The organism is Limosilactobacillus ingluviei str. Autruche 4, assembly GCF_000312405.1.
In the GTDB taxonomy this organism is placed as follows: domain Bacteria; phylum Bacillota; class Bacilli; order Lactobacillales; family Lactobacillaceae; genus Limosilactobacillus; species Limosilactobacillus ingluviei.
The window spans coordinates 782359-803647 of sequence record NZ_HE997173.1; the positions used below are offsets into that span (position 1 = coordinate 782359).

At 52.0% G+C, this 21289-nt stretch carries 23 protein-coding genes; 3 read left to right on the forward strand and 20 right to left on the reverse strand.

Going from position 1 to position 21289, the window contains the following annotated elements:
• Positions 1–7: 7 nt before the first annotated feature.
• The 3 genes from coaBC to gmk form a co-directional block, all read right to left on the reverse strand.
• Positions 8–1204: a bifunctional phosphopantothenoylcysteine decarboxylase/phosphopantothenate--cysteine ligase CoaBC gene (gene coaBC, locus BN54_RS03825; RefSeq protein ID WP_019205826.1), complete on the reverse strand. Its 1197-nt coding sequence runs from the start codon at positions 1202–1204 to the stop codon at positions 8–10.
• 150 nt (positions 1205–1354) lie between these two features.
• Entirely contained in the window at positions 1355–1630 is a 276-nt protein-coding gene (gene rpoZ, locus BN54_RS03830; protein ID WP_019205827.1) for a DNA-directed RNA polymerase subunit omega, read from the reverse strand.
• The gene (gene gmk / locus BN54_RS03835; RefSeq protein WP_040469719.1) at positions 1627–2247 is read right to left on the reverse strand and encodes a guanylate kinase; all 621 of its coding nucleotides are present in this window, start codon (positions 2245–2247) and stop codon (positions 1627–1629) included. Before gmk ends, rpoZ begins: the two co-directional genes overlap by 4 nt.
• Positions 2248–2434: 187 nt before the next feature.
• Between gmk and BN54_RS03840 the strand changes: the two genes are divergently transcribed.
• Positions 2435–2764, forward strand: coding sequence for a hypothetical protein (locus tag BN54_RS03840; protein ID WP_019205829.1), 330 nt, complete (start codon positions 2435–2437; stop codon positions 2762–2764).
• Positions 2765–2833: 69 nt separating this feature from the next.
• Complete coding sequence (locus BN54_RS03845) at positions 2834–3517, forward strand: DUF554 domain-containing protein (protein ID WP_019205830.1); 684 nt, start codon at positions 2834–2836, stop codon at positions 3515–3517.
• A 62-nt stretch (positions 3518–3579) separates the two neighbouring features.
• Here the strand turns inward: BN54_RS03845 and recN are convergent, their stop codons facing one another.
• The 15 genes from recN to hrcA all read right to left on the reverse strand — a co-directional run bounded on the left by recN (position 3580) and on the right by hrcA (position 18923).
• Positions 3580–5265, reverse strand: coding sequence for a DNA repair protein RecN (gene recN / locus BN54_RS03850; RefSeq protein WP_019205831.1), 1686 nt, complete (start codon positions 5263–5265; stop codon positions 3580–3582).
• A 4-nt stretch (positions 5266–5269) separates the two neighbouring features.
• Positions 5270–5719, reverse strand: a complete 450-nt coding sequence (locus BN54_RS03855) for an arginine repressor (protein ID WP_019205832.1) — start codon at positions 5717–5719, stop codon at positions 5270–5272.
• Between the two features lie 43 nt (positions 5720–5762).
• Positions 5763–6587 (reverse strand): TlyA family RNA methyltransferase, encoded by an 825-nt coding sequence (locus tag BN54_RS03860; protein WP_019205833.1) that lies wholly within the window; start codon positions 6585–6587, stop codon positions 5763–5765.
• A 3-nt stretch (positions 6588–6590) separates the two neighbouring features.
• Positions 6591–7463 (reverse strand): polyprenyl synthetase family protein, encoded by an 873-nt coding sequence (locus BN54_RS03865; RefSeq protein ID WP_019205834.1) that lies wholly within the window; start codon positions 7461–7463, stop codon positions 6591–6593.
• Between the two features lie 12 nt (positions 7464–7475).
• On the reverse strand, positions 7476–7775 hold the full coding sequence (locus BN54_RS03870; protein ID WP_019205835.1) for an exodeoxyribonuclease VII small subunit: 300 nt from the start codon (positions 7773–7775) through the stop codon (positions 7476–7478).
• Complete coding sequence (gene xseA, locus BN54_RS03875; protein ID WP_019205836.1) at positions 7765–9144, reverse strand: exodeoxyribonuclease VII large subunit; 1380 nt, start codon at positions 9142–9144, stop codon at positions 7765–7767. Before xseA ends, BN54_RS03870 begins: the two co-directional genes overlap by 11 nt.
• Positions 9137–9997: a bifunctional 5,10-methylenetetrahydrofolate dehydrogenase/5,10-methenyltetrahydrofolate cyclohydrolase gene (locus tag BN54_RS03880; RefSeq protein WP_019205837.1), complete on the reverse strand. Its 861-nt coding sequence runs from the start codon at positions 9995–9997 to the stop codon at positions 9137–9139. Before BN54_RS03880 ends, xseA begins: the two co-directional genes overlap by 8 nt.
• 78 nt (positions 9998–10075) lie before the next feature.
• Positions 10076–10492: a transcription antitermination factor NusB gene (gene nusB, locus BN54_RS03885; protein ID WP_019205838.1), complete on the reverse strand. Its 417-nt coding sequence runs from the start codon at positions 10490–10492 to the stop codon at positions 10076–10078.
• Positions 10492–10926 carry an Asp23/Gls24 family envelope stress response protein gene (locus BN54_RS03890; protein WP_019205839.1) on the reverse strand — a complete coding sequence of 145 codons (435 nt, stop codon included), beginning with the start codon at positions 10924–10926 and terminating at the stop codon, positions 10492–10494. The genes nusB and BN54_RS03890 overlap by 1 nt, the downstream gene beginning before the upstream one ends.
• Before the next feature lie 126 nt (positions 10927–11052).
• Complete coding sequence (locus BN54_RS03895) at positions 11053–12126, reverse strand: M24 family metallopeptidase (protein ID WP_019205840.1); 1074 nt, start codon at positions 12124–12126, stop codon at positions 11053–11055.
• Positions 12127–12210: 84 nt separating this feature from the next.
• Positions 12211–14046, reverse strand: a complete 1836-nt coding sequence (gene lepA, locus BN54_RS03900) for a translation elongation factor 4 (RefSeq protein ID WP_040469721.1) — start codon at positions 14044–14046, stop codon at positions 12211–12213.
• A 103-nt stretch (positions 14047–14149) separates the two neighbouring features.
• Positions 14150–15286, reverse strand: a complete 1137-nt coding sequence (dnaJ, locus tag BN54_RS03905) for a molecular chaperone DnaJ (RefSeq protein ID WP_019205842.1) — start codon at positions 15284–15286, stop codon at positions 14150–14152.
• 117 nt (positions 15287–15403) lie between these two features.
• The gene (dnaK, locus tag BN54_RS03910) at positions 15404–17263 is read right to left on the reverse strand and encodes a molecular chaperone DnaK (RefSeq protein WP_019205843.1); all 1860 of its coding nucleotides are present in this window, start codon (positions 17261–17263) and stop codon (positions 15404–15406) included.
• A gap of 24 nt (positions 17264–17287) precedes the next feature.
• Entirely contained in the window at positions 17288–17863 is a 576-nt protein-coding gene (gene grpE, locus BN54_RS03915) for a nucleotide exchange factor GrpE (protein WP_019205844.1), read from the reverse strand.
• A 10-nt stretch (positions 17864–17873) separates the two neighbouring features.
• Entirely contained in the window at positions 17874–18923 is a 1050-nt protein-coding gene (gene hrcA, locus BN54_RS03920; RefSeq protein ID WP_019205845.1) for a heat-inducible transcriptional repressor HrcA, read from the reverse strand.
• Between the two features lie 109 nt (positions 18924–19032).
• Here hrcA and BN54_RS03925 point away from each other — a divergent pair, with 109 nt between their 5' ends.
• A complete protein-coding gene (locus BN54_RS03925; protein WP_019205846.1) occupies positions 19033–19404 on the forward strand; it encodes a hypothetical protein in 372 nt (123 codons plus the stop codon).
• A gap of 49 nt (positions 19405–19453) precedes the next feature.
• On the opposite strand, the gene BN54_RS03930 is transcribed toward BN54_RS03925, so the two are convergent.
• Positions 19454–20206 carry an amino acid kinase family protein gene (locus BN54_RS03930; protein ID WP_019205847.1) on the reverse strand — a complete coding sequence of 251 codons (753 nt, stop codon included), beginning with the start codon at positions 20204–20206 and terminating at the stop codon, positions 19454–19456.
• A gap of 148 nt (positions 20207–20354) precedes the next feature.
• Positions 20355–21287: a riboflavin biosynthesis protein RibF gene (ribF, locus tag BN54_RS03935; RefSeq protein WP_019205848.1), complete on the reverse strand. Its 933-nt coding sequence runs from the start codon at positions 21285–21287 to the stop codon at positions 20355–20357.
• Between the last annotated feature and the right edge of the window lie 2 nt (positions 21288–21289).

Sequence of the window (21289 nt, forward strand, 5' to 3'; positions counted from 1 at the left end):
CCTTAACTTACTTCGCCAAGCGCGCCGCTAATAGTGCTACTAGCCGGTGCCCGACTTCTTGTTTCGTTAACAAGGGCCAAGCTTGCGGCGCTTGGTCTGGGGTCAAAATCGTAACTTGATCGGTTGGAACACCAAACCCACTCCCCGCTTGGCTGACATCATTGGCAACGATATAGTCGGCGTGTTTCTTAGCCAGTTTTTCTTTGGCATGGGCCAACAAGTCATTGGTTTCGGCGGCAAAGCCCATTATTACCTGGGTTGTTTTTTTGGCCCCCAGTGTCGCTAAAATATCGGGATTTTTCACCAATTGGACCGTGAAGGCTTCCTGGCCAGCTTGTTTTTTGATCTTTTGGTCGCTAACCGTCGCCGGGCGAAAGTCCGCCACAGCCGCCGCCATCACGACCGCATCGACCGTCGGAAACGCGTCCTGCGCCGCTGCCAACATTTCGGCCGTGGTGGTGACTCGTTGCACCGTCAAACGGGGGTGGGTGGGCAGTGCCACTTGCACCGTACCGGCAATTAAGGTGACCTTGGCCCCCGCCGCCAAGGCCGCCTTGACAATTGCTACCCCCATTTTGCCAGACGAACGGTTCCCAATGTAGCGAACCGGATCCAGCGGTTCCCTAGTCCCGCCAGCGGTCACTAGGAGGTGCCGGTTGGCTAACCGCGTTGACGCCGTCAAAAAGGTGGTGACCGCGGCCACAATCTCCGCCGGCTCCACCATCCGGCCCTTTCCGGCATACCCTTCGGCCAACATCCCCGTCGTGGGGGTCAAAATCTGTTTTCCATCCGCGGCTAATTGGGCTAAATTGCGCTGCGTCGCTGGATTCTCCCACATGTGGGTATTCATCGCCGGGGCAACCATGATTGGGGCACTGGTCGCCAATAAAGCAGCCGAAACCGCATCATCCGCGATCCCCTGGGCCATTTTGGCCAATAGATCCGCGCTGGCCGGGACCACTAAAGCTAAGTCGGTCCAATCAGCCCACTCAATGTGGGGCACCGGCCCTTGGTCCCCTTGCCACAAGTCCACTAAGACCGGAGTATGGGTCAGGGCGTAGAAGGTCGTTGGACTGACAAATTTGGCGCCCGCCGCCGTTAGTCCGACCCGAACTTGATGACCAGCTTTTTGTAACTGGCGGACCACACTGACTGCTTTAAACGCGGCGACACTGCCGCTGACATACACCGCAATTTTTGCCATTGCTGTTCCACACCTTTCTCATTACGCAAAAAGCGCCAACGAACCCGTGGCTTGCCAACGACCATTTTTGAACCCAAGAACGGCCGCCCCAAAATCACCAGCTGTCAGCTTCGTCAGCGCCTTGATATTTAGTTATTACCGTCAAACGGGTTAGTCTTCATCCGACGTACTTGGATTTTCATCAATTGAAACCAACCCCGCTTCAATTTCTTCCAAGGCCATCCCAACGGACTTCGTTGAATTGTAACGGTTCAGTAATAATGGCTTGTCCTGTTCCAAATCAACCGGCTTATCCGAGTTTTGGGCCCGATCTTTATCCGTGCGGTACTTATCAATTTCATGCGCCCGCTTGCTGGCCAACATAATCAATGAGTAACGGGAATCAACTTGCTTCAACAATTCATCGACTGAAGGGTACAGAATCATTTGTTTGAATCTCCTAACATTTCTAAGTAGTCTGGCATGACACGAGTTACCCGCAAACGTTCGCTGCGGATAATTTCTTTGATCTTTTCAACCGCGTTTGGAACTTCGTCGTTAACCACCGCGTAGTCATAGTTTTGCATCATTTCAATTTCTGAAAAGGCTTTGTGGATCCGCTTGTTAATGACTTCCATGCTGTCCGTGCCCCGGTGAATCAAACGTTGCTTTAATTCCATCAAGTCCGGCGGCGTCAAGAAGATAAAGACCCCGTCCGGTCGCTTTGAACGAACTTGCATGGCCCCGTTGACTTCGATTTCCAAGAAGACATCCTTGCCGGCATCCAAAGTCTCATCAATGTATTTTAACGGGGTGCCGTAATAGTTGTCAACGTACTTGGCATACTCCAACATCTGCCCGGTTTGAATGTTGTTTTCAAATTCTTCCTTTGAAACAAAAAAGTAATCAACCCCATCTTTTTCGCCCGGGCGTGGTTGCCGAGTCGTCATTGAAATTGAGTACTGAAAATCATTGCCTGGTTGGTCAAAAATTGCCTTCCGCACCGTTCCTTTCCCTACCCCAGAAGGACCGGAAAGGACAATCAACATTCCGCGCTTTGTCATGAATCACAAACTCCTAACCATATATGAACGTATTACTTTTTATTTTGCAATACTCTGGGCTTGAATTCAAGTCCTTTATCAAGAAAGTCCCTGCCCGGCAACGAACCAAATTTTGAATCTCTGCTTGCAATTTTAAACAACCGTTCGTATAATTAAATTGCAAACGATAGTTCGGAGGTTGTAGAAAATGCAAAAGCTTAATCCCTCTTTTATCAATCACGGAACAGCTAAATTACTTACCCACCTTAAACCCCTCTTTGAAGAACCCTTCTTCGAACAACAGCCCCCCGTCACCCTCCTGCCGGTCGAACCCCTTTTCCAACGCCAACTCTTTTTGAAAATGGCCATTGACCAGCAACGCGAAGTCTTTGTCCAGTTAATGCCCGCCACGGCAGCTGGCTACCCGATTAATGTCCGCGGGACCATCAAGGCTTTCGATGAGCAACGTTATCTGTTAACCCATCAAAACCAGACCTACTTTTTTACCATTCAACAACTTCGCTACATTGCCGGCTAAGCCCTTGTTCTGCCCTTCCTAAGCTCGTATAATTTTTAATATCAACTTTTTTGGGGAAGGGATTAAACTATGTTTGGAACACTCGTGAACGTAGCCGCCATTTTAAGCGGCACCACCCTTGGTTGCTTATTAAAGCACGGTTTAAGCCAACGCTATGAACAAGCGCTCTTTGACGCGATGGGCCTCACCGCCCTGGGGATCGGGGTGCAATACATTGCCACCAATTTGCCGCACAGTCACTATCCGGTTTTATTCATTGTCAGCCTGGCCCTGGGTGCCGTCAGCGGTACGGCCCTCCAAATCGACGAACGCTTTAACCGAGTGGTCGCGCACTTTGGCGCCGCCCGGGTTGGGCGGGGAATTGCGACTGGCTTATTGCTCTACTGCATTGGCGCGCTCTCCATCGTTGGCCCCGTGATGGCTGCGATTAAGGGTGACCAAACGATGCTGTTAACCAATGCCAGCCTGGATTTTGTCACTTCCATCGTCTTTGGGGCTAGCTTTGGGTGGGGAATGCTCGTCTGTGCGCCGGTCCTCTTTTTATGGCAAGGCGGGATTTTCTTAATTGCCCGTTACTTGTCGGCCAGCTTCTTTTCGGGCGCCTTAGTCACGGAATTAGCTGCGGTGGGGGGCTTTTTGATCCTCGCCTCTGGTTTGAGCATTTTAAAAATCAAAGCGATCAAAACCTTAAATTTACTTCCCGCCCTTTTGATCCCGATCCTCTTTTTTATTGGGCAAATGCTGTTAAAATAATTACCAAAACAAATGGCGTTATCCTTGGCTCGCTTGGGCTAAGGGTAACGCCATTTTGCTTGTTATTTTTTTTGCTCCATCGCCAATAATTCCTTGGCGTGTTCGCGCGTCAACTTAGTGATTGTGTCGCCTGCCAACATCCGCGCCAACTCATCGATTCGTTGCGCAGCTTGCAGGGGGGTCACTGAAGTCGTTGTCCGCTCATTGTGGACCTGTTTTTGAATCAGAAAATGGTGCTGGGCTACCGCCGCCACCTGCGGCAAGTGGCTGATACAAAGCACCTGCGATTTTTGAGCAATGACTTTGATTTTATCGGCAATTGCTTGCGCTACCCGGCCGCTAACCCCGGTATCCACCTCATCAAAAATGATGCTGGTCACCCCTTCGCCTTGGGCAAAAATCGTCTTCAGGGCTAACATTACCCGTGACAGCTCCCCGCCGGAAGCAATCTTAGCTAAGGGCCCCATCCGTTCGCCCGGATTAGTCTGGATGTAAAATTCAACGTCATCTTGACCATCAGCCCGAAAATGCTGCTTAGCTACCGAGGCAAAGTGGACTGTAAAAACGGCCCGTTCCATGTACAGTTCCCGTAGTTGGTGCTGGACTTGTTTTTCCAACCGTTGCGCGGCCTGCTTGCGCACTTCCGTCAGTTGCTGGCCCAACTGCGTCAATTCACTGATGGTCGCTTGCAAACGAGCCTCTTGATCACTGTCGGAATCGGCCACTTGCTCCATTTCATCTAATTCCGCTTTAATTTGTTCGTAGTAAGCCAGCACATCTGGCAAGCGGTCACCGTACTTGTGCTCTAAATCCCCAATCAGCGTCAACCGATTTTCGATTTGTTCCAGGCGCCCCTGATCAAATTCTAACCCATCCAACGCCCGGCTAGCGGAGTCAGCAGCATCTTGCAGTGAGTAGTAGGCATCCGCTAACCCCTGGGCGAGATCTTTAAAGGCTGGGTCAAAGGCACTGATCGCTTCGACGTCATTCATCATTTCGGCGACCTGATCTAACACGGGGGCCCCATCCTCCCCATTCAAGCGGGCCGTGACCATCGCCAAGGCATTGTTAATCTGCTGGAAATGCACCAGCCGGTCCCGTTCCGCTTCCAAACTGGCTTCTTCATCGGGTTTGAGGGCCGCCGCTTCAATTTCTTCAACTTGGTACCGCAACATATCCAACCGTTGCGCCCATTGCTGTTCATTTTCTTTTTTGCGCTCCACGGCCGCCTTTAGTTGCTGATACTCCGCATAGGCGGTTTGGTACGCGCTTAACAATGGTTTAACCGGGGCCCCGGCAAACTGGTCGAGCATGGTTAAATGATTTTCGGGTTGCATTAAGAGCTGATGTTCATTTTGGCCTTGAATGTCAACCAGGCCCGCCCCAATCGCTTTGAGGATCGTGGTATTTACCAAGGTCCCGTTTATCCGGATCGTATTGCGCCCGCTTTGGTGAATTTCACGGGAAATAATCAGGGTCCCATCGGCATGGTCAATGCCATATTCATCCAAGCGCGCCAATGCCTGGGGGTTTTCCGGGACCGTAAATTGCCCTTGCAGGGTCAGTTTATCCGCGCCCCGGCGAATAAAATCAGTTGAGCCGCGGCTCCCGGCCAACAACCCCACCGCATCAATGATAATTGACTTGCCGGCCCCGGTTTCCCCCGTTAAGACCGTCATCTGGTCATCAAAGGCCAAGGTCAAATGATTAATAATCGCTAAGTTATCAATCGTCAGCTCTTGTAACATTGCTCTACCTCATTTGTTCCAACGTTGCCGCAAATTGATCCGCCGCTGTGGCTGATTGGCAAACCACCAACACCGTCATATCATCGCCAATCGCCGTAAAGACTTCCGGGAATTCCAACCGGTTAATTAGCATTGCCACCACCGGGCCATGTCCCGGGTGCATCGTCAAGGACAAGAACCGGTCGGACTTTTTTAAGACCTGTAAATAGGTCTGAATTGCCTTTTGCAGTTGGGCATCTTCATTTTCCGACTTCTTGGTTGGCATACTGTAACGATACCCACCGTCCGCCGTTGGCACCTTGATTAACTTTAACTCCTTAATATCGCGTGAAATGGTCGCCTGGGTAACGGTAATCCCGACTTCCCCCAACAAAGTCACCAAATCTTCTTGGCGTTCTACCGCGTGCTGTTCAATAATTTGCTTAATTTCCGCTTGCCGGTTAGTTTTCTTCATTTCAACACTCGCTCCTCTAATCGCTCGGCTTCCCCTACCGAATTTATTTTTTGGCGTTCAGCTCCGTCTGGGCGGCCGCCACTACCGCTGCAATATCAATCGTGGGCGCCACGTGGGCTTGAGCTGGCCCCACCAAGGCCAACTGGGCTAAAAATTCGATGTTGCCCTGGCCACCTTTAATCGGCGAAAAGTCCAGCTGTTCAACGGCAAAACCCGCTGCCGTAGCAAAAGCAAAGACGTGCTCAATTACTTCCTGGTGAACGGCCGGGTCCTTAATGATCCCATGCTTGCCCACCTTTTCTTTGCCCGCTTCAAACTGCGGTTTAATCAAGGCGACGACTTTGCCGGCGGGCTTTAAAATTTCCGCGAGCGGCGGCAAAATCAAACTCAAGGAGATAAAGGAAACGTCAATTGAAGCAAACTCTGGTTGGCCCCGGTGAAAATCCGCTAGTTTGGAGTAACGGAAATTCGTTTGCTCCATGACCTCGACCCGGGGATCATCGCGCAGTTGCCAGACCAATTGGTTCGTCCCCACGTCTAAGGCATAGCTTAACTTGGCCCCATTTTGCAACATCACATCGGTAAAGCCACCCGTCGAAGAGCCAATGTCTAAGACGGTTAAACCAGCCACCGAAAGCCCAAAGACTTGCAGCGCCTTTGCCAGTTTTAACCCCCCACGACTTACATACGGCATTTTCTTGCCCTTTAGGTGCAAAGTCGTGGTGACCGGAATTTTTTGACCCGCCTTATCCAAGCGTTCATTATTTTGTCCCAAGACTTCCCCGGCCATGACCGCCCGCTTGGCTTGTTCGCGGGAATCAAATAACCCTTGTTTTACCAGTAATACATCAACGCGCTCTTTTTCCATCCCTTACCTCTCAAAATAAGCTAAAAATTCATCTAAAATCTGTGGTTGCACCGCTAATTGGGCCCCGAGGGCGTCCCGCGCCTGCCGCGCCGTGGTCAGGGCTTGGGCTAAGGCCGCTTGGGCCCCGGCCAAGCCTAACAGACCCGGGTAGGTATTTTTGTGCGCGGCCGCATCCCGGTGAACTTCCTTGCCAACTTCCGCACTGGTTGCGGTCACATCCAACAAATCATCCTGGATTTGAAAGGCCAATCCATAGACCTTACCGAAGGCGAACAGGTCGCCAATTACCTGCGGGGTGGCTTGGGCAATCATCCCACCGGCCACGACCGCGTAAGCCAGTAAAGCCCCGGTCTTTTGGGCGTGAACCGTTTGTAACTGGCCCAAGGTCAGCTCTTCTTTTTCGCCCTCAATGTCCTTCGCTTGCCCCGCCACCATGCCAGCTGGTCCCGCGGCCCGCGCCAAACTCTTCACCAGTTGCACCTGCGTGGTCAGGGGCAGATCGTTTTCCGTCAACCAAGTAAAGGCCAACGTTAACAAACCATCCCCAGCTAAGGTCGCCATCCCAGCCCCAAATTTTTTGTGGTTCGTCGGCAATCCCCGCCGTAAATCATCGTTATCCATTGCCGGCAAATCATCATGGATCAAAGAATAAGTGTGTAATAATTCAACGGCACACGCGGCCTTGACCACCGCGGGGGTTAATTCCTGGCCCAACAGTTCAGCCACCCCCAAAGTCAGGGCGGGCCGCAACCGTTTGCCACCCGCCAGCAGGGAGTAGGCCATCGCCGCTTGCAATTGGGGTTGATCAACATCGGCCGCCAAATGCGCCGCTAAGTAGTCATTGATCAGGGTTTGTAATTCTGAAAGCTTATGCACAGTTTTCCTCCCTTAATCCGTTTCAGGCCGGGCAAACTCAGACCGGTAACCCTGGTTTTGCACGCCATTGTTGCTTAAATCGTCACCAGCTTGTTCGGCGGCTTGCATATTCCCATTTTCGTCCACTAATTGGGCTAACGTTGCTTGCGCGTGATCCAACTGCGTTTGCATCGCTTGCGCCAATTGCATCCCCGTCTGAAATTCCTTAATGGAATCGTCCAAACTTAATTGACCGTTCTGGAGGTGGCCCACAATCGTTTGTAATTGGGCCATTTGTTCTTCAAAAGTTGCATCTGCCTGTTTAGTTGCCATTTTCTGTTTCCTTTCGAACTTCTTCGACCGTTACCGTTGCTTGCCCATCGTAAAAATGCAATTCCAACTGATCACCCGGCGCCAAATTCTGCGCACTGACCACTTGCGCAGCCTTCGTAACGTAGCTGTACCCCCGGTGCAAGACCTTCAAGGGACTGAGGGCATCCAACTGGCCGGCGGCTTGGGCCAGTGCTTGTTGCGCGCTTTGCAGCCGCGCGTGCATCGCTTGGCGCAGGGCGGTTTGCTGGTGCGTTAACTCTAGCTGGTTGCGCTTTAAATTATTCTGTGGTGATACCAACTGAAGCTGGTTGAGCAGCCTGGTCAATTGCTGTTGCGCCCGTTGCAAGCGTTGGGCCTGGGCTTGCTGCAAGGCGGTTTGGGCGTCATCTAATTGCTGATTGGGGCGTTCCAACAGCCGTGCGGGCTGCGCCAACGGTGAGGTCTGCCTTAACGTTGTCAGTGCTTGCGTGGCCATTTGTAATTTGGTCTGCACACTCCAAACCAAACTGGCTTGCTGATTTTTTAACTCCGCTTTGACATCCGTCAATAACCAGGCTGACGCTTGCACCGCTGCCGCAGTTGGCGTCGCTGCGCGCTGATCAGCGGCCAAGTCGGCAATCGTCGTATCCGTTTCATGCCCCACGGATGAAATCACCGGAATTTGCGATTCCGCAATTGCGCGGCCAACTACTTCTTCATTAAACGCCCAGAGATCCCCCCGCGAGCCCCCACCACGGGCAACAATCAGGGTATCATAATCGCCATCCGCGTTGGCCCGCGCAATTTGGCGCGCAATCATTGGGGCCGCGTCGTCCCCTTGGACCTTCGTGGCATAAAAAACCAACTGGATCAAGGGATTGCGCCGGCGAAAGGTGGTGATCAAATCGTGCTTGACGGCCGCATCATTACTGGTTACGATCGCCACACGCCGGGGAAACGGCCGCACCGGCCGTTTCGGGCGCTCAAACAAGCCTTCCTGACTTAATTTTTGGTACATTTGCTCAAAGGCCACCTGCAAGCTCCCCACCCCGACCGGTTCGAGGTGATCCACGTAAAACTGGTACTCCCCGCGGTTGGGGTAAACGGCGACCCGGCCCCGAACCAAGACCTTCATTCCGTTTTCTAATTGGACATGAACCTTCGCAAACGCACTTTGAAACATGACGGCCTTGATCTTAAACTGATCCTTGGCAGCCAACGTTTCATCATCGTCTTTGAGGGCAAAGTACTGGTGGCGACTGGAGGGACGATAATCCGTTAATTCCCCCACCAACCACAAATGCCGGCTGTTCAAGTAGGGATCCGCCTCAAACTTCCGGTTAATGTAGCGGGTCAATTGGCCCACGGTTAATGGTTGATCCTTAGGCATTGGCCTGACTCCATTCCGCTAAATCGACCGTTTGGGTCATCAAACTGGCAATCGTCATCGGACCGACGCCACCCGGAACAGGGGTGATGGCTTGGGCGAGGGGTTCAACGGCCGCAAAGTCCACGTCGCCAACCAAATGGCCATCCGCCAAGCGGTTGATCCCGACATCAATCACGACGGCGCCGGGTTTAACCATCGCGGCCGTTACCAGTTGTGGTTGCCCCGCGGCGACGACTAACAGATCCGCCGTTTTCATTAAGGCCGCCGCTTCCTTGGTCCGGCGACCAATCATCGTTACTGTCGCATTACGGTTCACCAACAAGGCTTGCAAGGGCCGCCCGACTAAAATACTGCGTCCCACAATCACGGCCCGCGCGCCAGCGTATTCAAAATTCAACGCATCGAGCATCGTAATAATCCCCCGCGGGGTGCAGGCCACCGGATAATGCCCTGGCAAATGATTGTACAGCTTCCCCACATTCAAGGGATGAAAACCATCCACGTCCTTAGCCGGGTCGATCATGGCAACTAACGCTTGTTCATCCAAATGCGCCGGCAATGGCGATTGAACCAGGATGGAATGAATCCGCTCATCGTGGTTATAAGCATCAATAACGGCGGCTACTTCGGCTTGTTGCGCCGTGGCCGGTAAGGTGGTTTGTACCGAAAAAATCCCCAATTCACGCGCTTTTCGTTGCTTACTGCGTACATAAACCTGGCTGGCGGGATCGTCTCCCACCAAAATTACGGCTAAACCGGGAGTGAGCCCGCTTGCGCGCAAGGCGGCGACCCGCCGCGCCGTTTTATCATTTTCCAGCTGGGCAAGCCGTTTGCCATCAATTAAAGTTGCCATGTGTCCAATCCCCTTTCGCTAGCAAAAAGACGAGGTCTGCGTACTCTTCGCAAAAACCTCGTCACTAAACGCAATTTGTTAATCCTGGGGCATTTCCTTTTCCAAACTGCCCAGGACCCCATTGATAAACTTCCGCGACGGTTCATCACTGAAGTCCTTGGCTAATTGCAAGGCTTCATTGATCACAACTGCCGCTGGAACCGTTGAATTGTAGCGCAGTTCAAAGGTTGCTAACCGTAAAATTACCAGGTTGGGCCGGGCCAGCCGGGCCAGGCTCCACCCCGCTGCCAAGTGGGCTTCAATCAGCGCATCCAATTCCGCTTGGTGAGCCAGAACCCCCTCGACTAATTCGCTTAAAAAAGCGGGGGCACTTTCGCCTTCTTTCAAGGGCAAGACTTCTTGGTACAATTCACTCTTCTCTGCATCCGGGGTAGTTGCTAAAGCAAACAAGGCTTGAAAGGCTGCCACCCGAATCCGGTGCCGACTAAAACTCACTACTCTTCACCATTACTTTCTTCTTGTTCAAATAAGTTATCAGGGTCAAAGGCTTGGGCTTCCTTTTCCGTGATGATGCCTTGCACGTGGACATTGACTTCAGTTACGGTCAGGTCGGTCATCAGTGCAATCTGTTGCTTCACCCGGTCTTGAATCTGAGCCGCCACCTTGGGTACCGCGGCCCCGTAGGTTAAGTAAACGGCCACGTCCAAGGTCAATTGATCGTCTTTGACGGTCACTTTGACCCCCCGCCGGTGGTCCGAACGCCCTAACAATTCGCCAACGTTATTGGCAAAGGAGCCGTGCATCCGGGCAACGCCTTCAATTTGGCTGGCGGCAATCCCAGCGATGAATTCCAAGACACGGGGCGCAATTTGAATTTCGCCCAGGGCCTGGTCGTTCGCATTCAAGATAATGGTTGAATCTTCTGCCATGCTTAAATCCTCCATTTATTATCAATTCACTTTCCGTGAACGGCGAAGCTTTTGGAACAGCCAGAAGTTCGCACTATATCTATTTTATTGTGCACTAGATCCCACTAAAAATCAACTCATGCTTCGCTATTTGAGCACCAGCAATTCCGTGGGGGCATGGGTCAGCACTTCATGGCCACCATGCGTTACTAAGACGTCATCTTCAATCCGGACCCCAAACAAGCCCGGTAAATAAATGCCGGGTTCAACGGTAATGACTTGATTGTGCTTTAAGCGCACCTGCGTGGTTGCTGGACCATAGCTGGCCGGTAATTCATGCACCGTTAAGCCAATCCCGTGGCCCATGCCATGCTGAAATTCATCACCGTAACCCGCCGCTTCAATCAACTGCCGCCCGGCAGCATCCAGGGCGGCCCCGTTGACCCCCGCCGCGATTTTTTCAATCACTGCTTGGCGGGCTTGGTTTACCAATTCATAGACCGTTTTAAATTCAAAATCGGGTTCCCCCACGGCCACCGTCCGGGTCAAATCCGCGGTATAACCATCAACCCAATAGCCAAAATCAAGCGTCACCACATCCCCAGCGGCAATTTTGCGCGGCGAGACGGTCGCATGGGGTTTGGCCGCATTCAGCCCCGAAGCCACAATCGGCGGAAAGGAGGCGGCCGTGGCCCCATGTTCTTTCATCCAAAAGTCCAACCGGTTCGCCACCGCTTGTTCACTCAACCCGGGTTGCAAGATCCCAAGCAAATATTCGAAGGCCTGATCGTGCAGTTGCGCGGCCGCCCGTAGCTTGGCGACTTCATGACTGTCCTTTTCGGCCCGCGCTTGTTCAATCAGGCCCCGGCACGGCACCAAATCCGCCGTCATTAATTCATCCAACTGGTCGTAGACTTCATAACTCAGACTGGTTTCAAAGCCCAGGACCATTAAGTCCTGTTTTTCCAAAAGTTCATTAATGCTGCCGTAATAATCGCGGGTAATCAAGCCGGTCACTTCCGTCGTCGCAAACTCCCGCAGTGCTTGCGCATAGCGATCATCAGTCACTAAGATGGCCTGGGTCGCCGTAATCAGTAAGGCGCCATCCCCCGCCGTTAACGAAAAGCCGGTCAAATAAAAGATATTCGTCGCATCGGTAACTAACAAGGCGTCGAGGTACAGGGTCGGTAATTGTTGTTGTAAACGTTCAATTCGTGTCATATTTCCTCTCACTAAGCAACGATGAAAGCGGCCGCCCACGCTTTGGGGCCACCGCTTCTTGTTTCCGATATTAGGGGCGGGCGGTTATTTGCCTTCGACTTCTTCGTCGGTTTGCAAGACGGCCATGAAAGCCCTCTGAGGAATTTCGACCTTGCCGACGGCCTTCATCCGCTTCTTGCCCCGTTTTTGTTTGTCTAACAGCTTGGCCCGCCGGTCCGGGTCCCCCGTGTGGATCCGGGCCGTAACGTCCTTACGGTAAGCCTTGATCGTCGTCCGGGCAATAATCTTGGACCCAATTGCCGCTTGAATTGGAATTTCAAAGTTTTGCCGCGGAATAATCTTCTTTAACTTGGCCGCAATTTCACGGCCCCGTTCGGCCGCAAAGTCGCGGTGGGTAATGAAGCTCAAGGCATCGACCCGGTCCCCATTCAACAGAATATCGATTTTGACCAGGTCACTTTCCCGGTAATCATCCACTTCGTAATCCAGGGAGGCATACCCGTGGGTACTGGACTTCAATTTGTCAAAGAAATCATAGATAATTTCGGCCAGCGGAATATGGTAAATTACGTTGACCCGGGTATCACTCAGGTATTCCATCGTGTCAAATTGGCCCCGCTTGCGTTGGCACAATTCCATCACCGCCCCCACGTAATCATTGGGCACCATGATTGAGGCTTTGACATAGGGTTCTTTAATGTCCTTAATCGCTGACACATCGGGCATTTCCGCGGGGTTTTCCACCGCCTTGGTGGTCTGATCATGCAGGTCAACGTGGTAGGTTACCGAAGGCGCCGTCGTAATCAAATCCAAATCAAATTCCCGCTCCAGCCGTTCTTGGACCACATCCATGTGCAGTAAGCCCAAAAAGCCGCACCGGAACCCAAAGCCCAAGGCCTGCGAAGATTCGGGTTCAAAGGTCAGGGCCGCATCGTTTAATTGTAATTTTTCCAGGGCTTCCCGCAAGTCATTAAACTTGGCGTTATCCGTCGGGTACAGCCCGGCATAAACCATGGGCGTCATCTGGCGGTAACCAGCCAAAGCGTCACTGGTCGGCTGGGCGGCTGACGTCACGGTATCCCCAACTTGGGTGTCTTTAATGTCTTTAATCGCGGCCGTAATGTAACCGACGTCCCCTGCCATCAAGACATCCCGCGCCAGGGGCTTAGGGGAGTTGATCCCCACTTCCGCCACTTCGTATTCAGCCCCGCTGTTCATTAATTTGATCCGATCCCCCTTCTTAACGGTCCCTTCAAAGACCCGGATCGATAAGACCACCCCGCGGTAGTCATCATACTTCGAATCAAAAATCAAGGCCTTCAGCGGCGCGGCCAAATCACCCGTCGGCGCCGGAACGTCATGGACAATTTTTTCTAAGACTTCGGCGACCCCGACCCCGGTCTTCGCACTAATATCAACGGCTTCATCCGTTTCCAACCCGATTTCATCTTCAATTTGTTGCCGCGTCCCCGCCGGATCAGCGGAAGGCAAGTCTACCTTATTGATAATCGGCAAAATTGCCAGGTCATTATCAAGGGCCAAATATACATTGGCCAGGGTCTGGGCTTCGACCCCTTGTGTTGAGTCCACCACTAACAGGGCCCCCTCACAAGCGGCTAACGAACGTGATACCTCATACGAGAAGTCGACGTGCCCGGGGGTGTCAATCAAGTGGAAAATATAATCCTGGCCATCTTTGGCATGGTAAGTTAACGCCACCGCGTTTAACTTGATCGTAATCCCCCGTTCCCGCTCTAATGGCATGTCATCCAGGATCTGATTTTTCATTTCCCGTTTACTGATCGTATCCGTCATTTCCAAAATCCGGTCTGCTAAGGTCGATTTCCCATGATCAATGTGGGCGACAATCGAAAAATTGCGGATCCGTTTTTGGCGTTCCTTCATTGCTGCTAAATCCATTTCACCAGGCTCACTTTCTTATCGCATTTTCTAACTATTTAGTATACCAAAATTTAACGGACAAAGAAAAAGGGACCGGTTAAGTCCAGTCCCCAATTCAAGTTTAGTCATCAAAGGCATCGCGCAGCTTATCAAAGAAACCGCCTTTGTAACCCTTCACGTCTTCACCAGAAGCCGCCGCGAAGGCCAACAAGGCTTCTTTTTGCCGCTTGTTGAGGTTTTGCGGTGTCTTAACGTGGACGGTAACGTGTTCATCACCGACCCCTTTACCGTTGACAAATGGCACCCCTTTCCCCCGCAAGCGGAAGTTGGTTTCGGATTCCGTCCCGGCCGGAATCTTTAAATCAACATCACCGTGGACGGTCTTAACCTTGATCTTGTCACCAAGGGCCGCTTGGGTAAACGAAATGTCTTGGTCGACATAAATTGTCGTGCCATCCCGCCGGAAGTCCCGACTTGGCGTCACCCGAAAGACAATGTATAAGTCCCCGTACGGGCCACCGTTTTGGCCAACTTCCCCTTGGCCTTGCAAGCGCATTTGTTGGCCATCGTCAACCCCGGCTGGCACCTTCACCTTTAATTCATGCCGTTCACTCACGTGGCCTGCGCCATGACACTTGGTACATTGGTCCCCCGGTTGGACTTCCTGACCGGTCCCATGACAAGTCGGACAAACTTCTTGGGATTGCATCATCCCCATCATCGTTTGCCGTTGATGTAAGATGTAGCCTTGGCCGCCACATTGGTGACAAGTGACCGGACTTTTGCCCGGCTTGGCCCCAGTTCCGTGACAAACGTCGCATTGGGCATCGCGATTGTACTTGATCGTCGTTGCCTTCCCCTTGATCGCGTCCATAAATTCCAGGGTCATCGTGTATTGCAGATCACGTCCTTGTTGTGGCGCCCGCGGATCGCGCCGCCGGCCACCGCCAAAGAGGTCCCCAAAGAGATCAGAAAAATCACCAAACCCTTGCGCACCGCCAAAGCCTTGCCCAAAGCCCTGTCCGCCAAAGCCCCCTTGGGGGCCAGCGGAGCCAAACTGGTCATATTGGGACCGCTTTTGGGCATCACTCAGCGTTTCGTAAGCTTCATTAATGTCTTTAAACTTTTGTTCCGCCCCTGGTTCATGATTGACATCCGGGTGGTACTTCGCCGCTAATTTACGGTAGGCGCGCTTAATTTCAGCGTCCGAAGCATCCTTTTTGACGCCCAAAATGTCGTAGTAATCTTTCTCTGCCATGCTTTTTCCCCTTCAACTTTGCTGTGATCAATTCCGCTGGTCCTCGCACCACAACTTGATAACTCACAAAAGAGGTTGGGTAGCTACTCAACCTCTTTTACCTAGCCGGTCACCAGCTTACTTTTGGTCTGGGTTGACTTCTTCAAAATCACCATCAACCGTCTTGCCATCGTTGTTGCCTTGCCCATTGTCATTGCCAGAAGTTGGGTTGCCTTGCCCCGCTGCCCCGTTTTGTTCTTGGGCTTGTTGGTAAAGCTTAACCGTCAAGTCTTGGATAATCTTGTTTAATTCATCCTTCTTGGCCTTCATGGCTTCAATGTCGTTGGCATCCTTGGCCTTTTGTAATTCTTCCTTGGCGTCCTTGGCCTTTTGAATTTCGTCAGCGGAAACCTTGCCGTCCAATTCCTTTAAGGTCTTGTCGGTTTGGAAGAGCAGTTGATCCGTTTCGTTGCGAACATCGGCTTCTTCCTTCTTCTTCTTGTCGGCTTCGGCGTTGGCTTCGGCATCCTTCTTCATCCGTTCGATTTCTTCGTCGGATAAGCCGGAGTTGGACTTAATCGTAATGTTTTGCTTCTTGTGAGTCCCTTGGTCTTCGGCCGAAACATTTACAATCCCGTTCTTGTCGATATCAAAGGTCACCTTGATTTGTGGCACCCCACGTGGTGCAGGCGGAATATCCGTCAATTGGAAGTTCCCCAGCGTCTTGTTGTCCGCTGCCATCGGCCGTTCCCCTTGCAGAACATGGATATCAACGGCTGGTTGGTTATCAGCGGCCGTGGAGAAGATTTGACTCTTGGAAGTTGGAATCGTGGTGTTGCGGTCAATCAACTTCGTGAAGACCCCACCCATGGTTTCAATCCCCAGGGACAGTGGCGTAACGTCCAGCAGAACCACGTCTTTAACGTCCCCGGTCAGGACCCCACCTTGAACGGCAGCCCCTAAGGCCACGGCTTCGTCTGGGTTGATGGAGTGGTTTGGTTCCTTGCCCGTCAATTCCTTTACCATTTCTTGTACGGCTGGAATCCGCGTTGAACCACCGTTTAAGATCACTTCATCGATGTCAGCGAAGGTCAAGTCCGCATCCTTCATCGCGTTGAGGACTGGTTGCTTGGTCCGTTCCACCAGATCATTCGTCAGTTGGTTGAATTGGGCCCGGGTCAACGTCTTTTCCAAGTGCAGGGGGCCATTTTCACCAGACGTGATAAATGGCAGGCTGATTTGCGCTTCTTGTACCCCGGACAGATCCTTCTTTGCCTTTTCAGCGGCATCCTTCAGCCGTTGCAAGGCCATCTTGTCTTGGGACAGGTCAATCCCGTTTTCAGCCTTAAATTCAGCGACCAGCCAATCCATGATCTTTTGGTCAAAGTCGTCCCCACCAAGGTGCGTGTCCCCGTTCGTGGACAAGACTTGGAAGACCCCGTCCCCTAATTCAAGGATGGAAACGTCAAACGTCCCCCCACCAAGGTCGTAAACCAGGATCTTTTCATCTTTTTCTTGCTTGTCTAAGCCGTAAGCCAACGATGAAGCAGTTGGTTCGTTAATGATCCGCTTCACGTCCAAACCAGCAATCTTCCCGGCATCCTTCGTTGCTTGCCGTTGAGCATCGTTAAAGTAGGCTGGCACCGTGATGACAGCTTGCGTAACCGTGTCGCCAATGTAGTCTTCGGCATACTTCTTCAGGTATTGCAAAATCATCGCTGAAATTTCTTGCGGCGTGTATTGCTTCCCTTCGATGTCAACCGTGTAGCCGGCTTCACCCATGTGGCTCTTGATCGACTTAATCGTGTTCGGGTTGGTAATTGCTTGGCGCTTGGCCACTTCCCCAACTTGAACTTCCCCGTTCTTAAAGGAAACTACGGACGGGGTCGTCCGGCCCCCTTCAGGGTTGGTAATAATCTTTGGTTCGTTACCTTCCATTACGGCAACGGCAGAATTGGTCGTCCCGAGGTCAATCCCGATAATCTTGTTACTTGCCATTTTCTTACCTTCTTTTTTCTAAAATTATTGTGCAACAATCACCATGGCGGGCCGGAGTACCCGGTCCTTTAACACGTAGCCCGCTTGCAGGACTTGGACTACCGTGTCCGGTGTTTGACCATCCGCAACCGGTACTGTTTGAACCGCTTGGGAGGTTTGGGGATCAAACGGCTTGTTGAGCGCGTCGATTTCTGTTACCCCATGGTCCTGCAAAGCTTTTTCCAGGTGATCGTGAACCATTTGAATGCCCTTTTTCAATTGCTGACCGCTTTCGTCGGTCACTTCAATTTCCAAAGCCCGCTTCAAATTATCTAAGACCGGCAAAATCCCCTTAGCGAGGTCTTGCCCATCGTATTTTAACAGTCCTTCGCGTTCCTTGGCAAAACGCTTGGTCATGTTTTGAATTTCAGCTTGGGCCCGCAAGTACTGGTCGTCTTTTTCCGCGACTTGCGCTTGTAAGTCTGCCACTTGCTTGGCCAAGTCCGTTTGTTGCTCTTCTGCGGATGCGGCTTGCGCTTCGGTCGTTGCTTCCTCGGCTTGCGCCGCAGTCTCTGCTGCTTGAGCGGCGGATTGTTGTGCCGCTTGCTTTTCTTCTGCCATCTAACCCCTCCTAGGAATCATAGTAATGATGATAGTAGTTTAACAACCGTTTTGCAAGTTCATGGCGAAAGGCATCCACCAACCCAATCGTGCGGGCATATGACATTTGCGCCGGCCCTAAGACGGCAATGATGCCTTCCCCATATTGATCAACCTGATACTTCGCCGTGATCAGCGCATAGTCATCTAACAACTTATCCTTGGCGATTTCCGAACCAATCTTGACGGTTACCTCATCACCCGCGGTATCCAGATCAATCATTGACGACAAACGCTCACTTTGGTCCAGCAATTCATAAATCGCCTTCATCGCTTTGCCATCCTTATGCTCGTCCATTCCCAAGAGATTAAACCGGCCGCCAACGTAAAAGCGCTCGCCGGCAGCCCGGTTCACCACCGTATCAAAGATCCGCAAGAACCCTTCTGGCTGTGCCAAATACTGGGTCAGCTGCACCGGAATGTCTTGATTGAGGCGCTTGACCACTTCAGTCAGTGGCAAGCCCACCAACTGATCATTAATCAAGCGGATCACTGCTTCCAACGCTTCTGGATCAACGCGTTTGGGAATCGTAAAGGATTGGCTTTCAACTTCGCCACTATCCGTCACTAAAATCCCCAAGACGCGGGAATTCCCCAGGTCCACCAATCGAAACCCACTCAACCGCACATTTTGCTGTTCGGGCTTCAGAGTAAACGCGGTATAGGACGTCAAGTTGGATAAAATCTCTGCCGAATGGGAAACAATTTCATCAATCTTTTGGAATTCCGTCCCCAAGGAATTGTGAATCATTGCCGAATCCGTTGCGGAAATCGTCGCTGGATCCAAGAGGTGATCAACATAATAGCGATACCCCTGCTTGGAGGGCACCCGTCCCGAAGAAGAATGTTCCTTTTTCACCAGCCCTTCATGTTCGAGGACCACCATTTCATTACGAATCGTCGCCGAACTGACTTTAAAAGGCAATACCTCCGCCAAAAGCTTGGAGCCGACCGGTTGACCAGTGACGGTGAACTGACGTACAATCGCCTGGAGGATCAACTCTTGCCGTTGTGTTAGCATCTCATCACTTCCTTTTAGCACTCTTGGTTGCTAAGTGCTAAACACAATTAATAATATACCAACCTCACCGGTAAAAGTCAACAAAAGTCAAAGTATTTGGAGAAATTTTATGTCACAAGAAAAAGCGCGCTATATCAAGCCCCAAAGTGCCGTCGAGGCCATGGAGCTGATTCAAAAGCTCTTTAATCAATACCGTAATGCCCCCCTCACCCAAGAATTACTGACCTACCACCTGAATTTACTGACCCGGCTGCAAACCGACATCAAAACCGCCGCCGAACAAGCCGGCGATCCCAAACTGTTGACGGGCTTGCAAACGATGACGGCAGCGATGCAATCGTGGTCGGGGATTCGCTTTAGCGGGCGGCCCTTTCCCGGGAAGTTGCGCCACTTTAAATTAGACACCGATTCCCACCCGCACTTTAAAACCCAAGTGCACAAGATCAAAGGGACTGCCAGCCACCGTAGTAAGCGGCATTAATAGACTATAAACGCCCAGCCTTCACCACCATGAAAGCTGGGCGTTTGGTTTAAGCGGGTTTCACAATCGTCCAGGTGGCTTCGCCTTGGCGATTGACTAGTTGCAAGCGCAATGGCAAAGCCGCTTGCTGGGCAATACTCAGCGCTTGGGGATGGATTACCTGCGCCCCGGCCGAATGCGCCAATTGTTGATAGGTCAAAGTCGTCGTTAACGTCGGCCCCGTGACTTGCTTTAACCGCAGTGACTTCGCCGGACTCACATCGACAAAAAAATCCAACCGTTGGGCCCCAAAAGCTGCCGCTAAGACCGCCGCCGTAATGTCCGAGCCGCCCACTTCCAGGGTTGTTAATTGTCCCGCCGCATTTTGGCCTTGAAAACCGGCCACCACGACGACCTGCGCAGCGGCGGCAAAGGCCTGCTCAATTGGTTGCTTATCCAAGCGCGCAATTTGGGCTTTTTGATAATGCTCGTTAGTATAGATCCCCGCTTGCGGCCCGGTTAGCCCTACCACGTTTAAGCCTTGCTGACGCATTTCGTTGACCATCAAGGACATCGCAATCACTTCCCCCGTGCCGACCAACTGGGCTAATTCACGCGGTTGTAAAGCACTAAAGTCACCCCCTACCAACTTTTCCAGGCTAGCCGTTGCATACGGTTGGGCGGGTCCCTTAGGGGCCGAAACCACCGCAATTACCCGGTGGCCCGTCGCGAGGACTTCTTTTACCTGACGGATTGCCAATTGGCGGGTCGTCACGTCTTGCATGACCTTGCCACTAAACTTTTGGACAATTAAATTCTCCATCCTGTCATCCCCTTAACTGGTTTTATCCCCATTAAACCCTAAAATTCTAACCACTTTATGGTGCTTTACTTAAGATTCAATTAATCCCCTGAACGACAACCGGGAGGGCGCCACCACATTAGCGATTACGCCCTCCCGGTTAATAACTTTAAGCTAAAATTTGGCGGGCCGCGCGTTCATCCGCGTGCAATTGTGCCACCAGCCCGGCCACGTCAGCAAATTTCTCTTCACCGCGCAACCGTTGTACCCATTCGACTTTCACGTGCTCACCATAAATATTGGCCGCAAAGTCAAAGAGGTAGACCTCAATCGTCTTTTGATTATGCTCGCCAAAGGTCACGTTATAGCCCACGCTGGCCATTCCCGGGTACCAGTGGCCATCAACCCAAAAGCGGACCGCATACACCCCGACGCTTGGCAAGCGCTCCGCCGGATCCCAAGCCACGTTAGCGGTCGGAAAGCCTAAGGTCCGTCCACGGGCAAAGCCATGGACGACAATGCCCGTCGTTTGGTAATGATACCCCAGCAAAGCATTCGCTTCTTGCACTTGCCCTTCGTCAATCAAGTGGCGGATCCGGGTTGAGCTGATTTTTTCCGCCCCCGCACTTTGCTCGGTCACTTCAATTACTTTAAAGCGCCCTGCCGCATAAAAGGGCAGGCGGGCCATGGTCGCCACATCCTTGGGCCCATAAGTGTGATCAAAGCCCGCAACAACGACCACCGCCCCCATGGCCACCAAGTACTGATCCACAAAGGCCTGCGGGGAAAGGGCCCCAAACCGCGCCGTAAAATCGACTAGGTAGACCCGGTCAACCCCTTGTTGCGCCAGCAATTCTAATTTACGCTCCGGCGTGGTTAGATAATGGACGCCCGCCGGAAAAGCTGAGTAGACAATCCCCGGCAACTTGTCATAGGTCAAAACCGCCAGCGGCAAATTTCGTTGCCGCGCTTCAACTTGCGCACGTTGGATCACCGCCTGATGGCCCCGGTGAACCCCATCAAAAAAACCCATTGCCAAGACCACCGGTCCCGCTGGCAATTGATCAGTTTGTAAGGGATGATGAATTCGGTATACTTCCATTG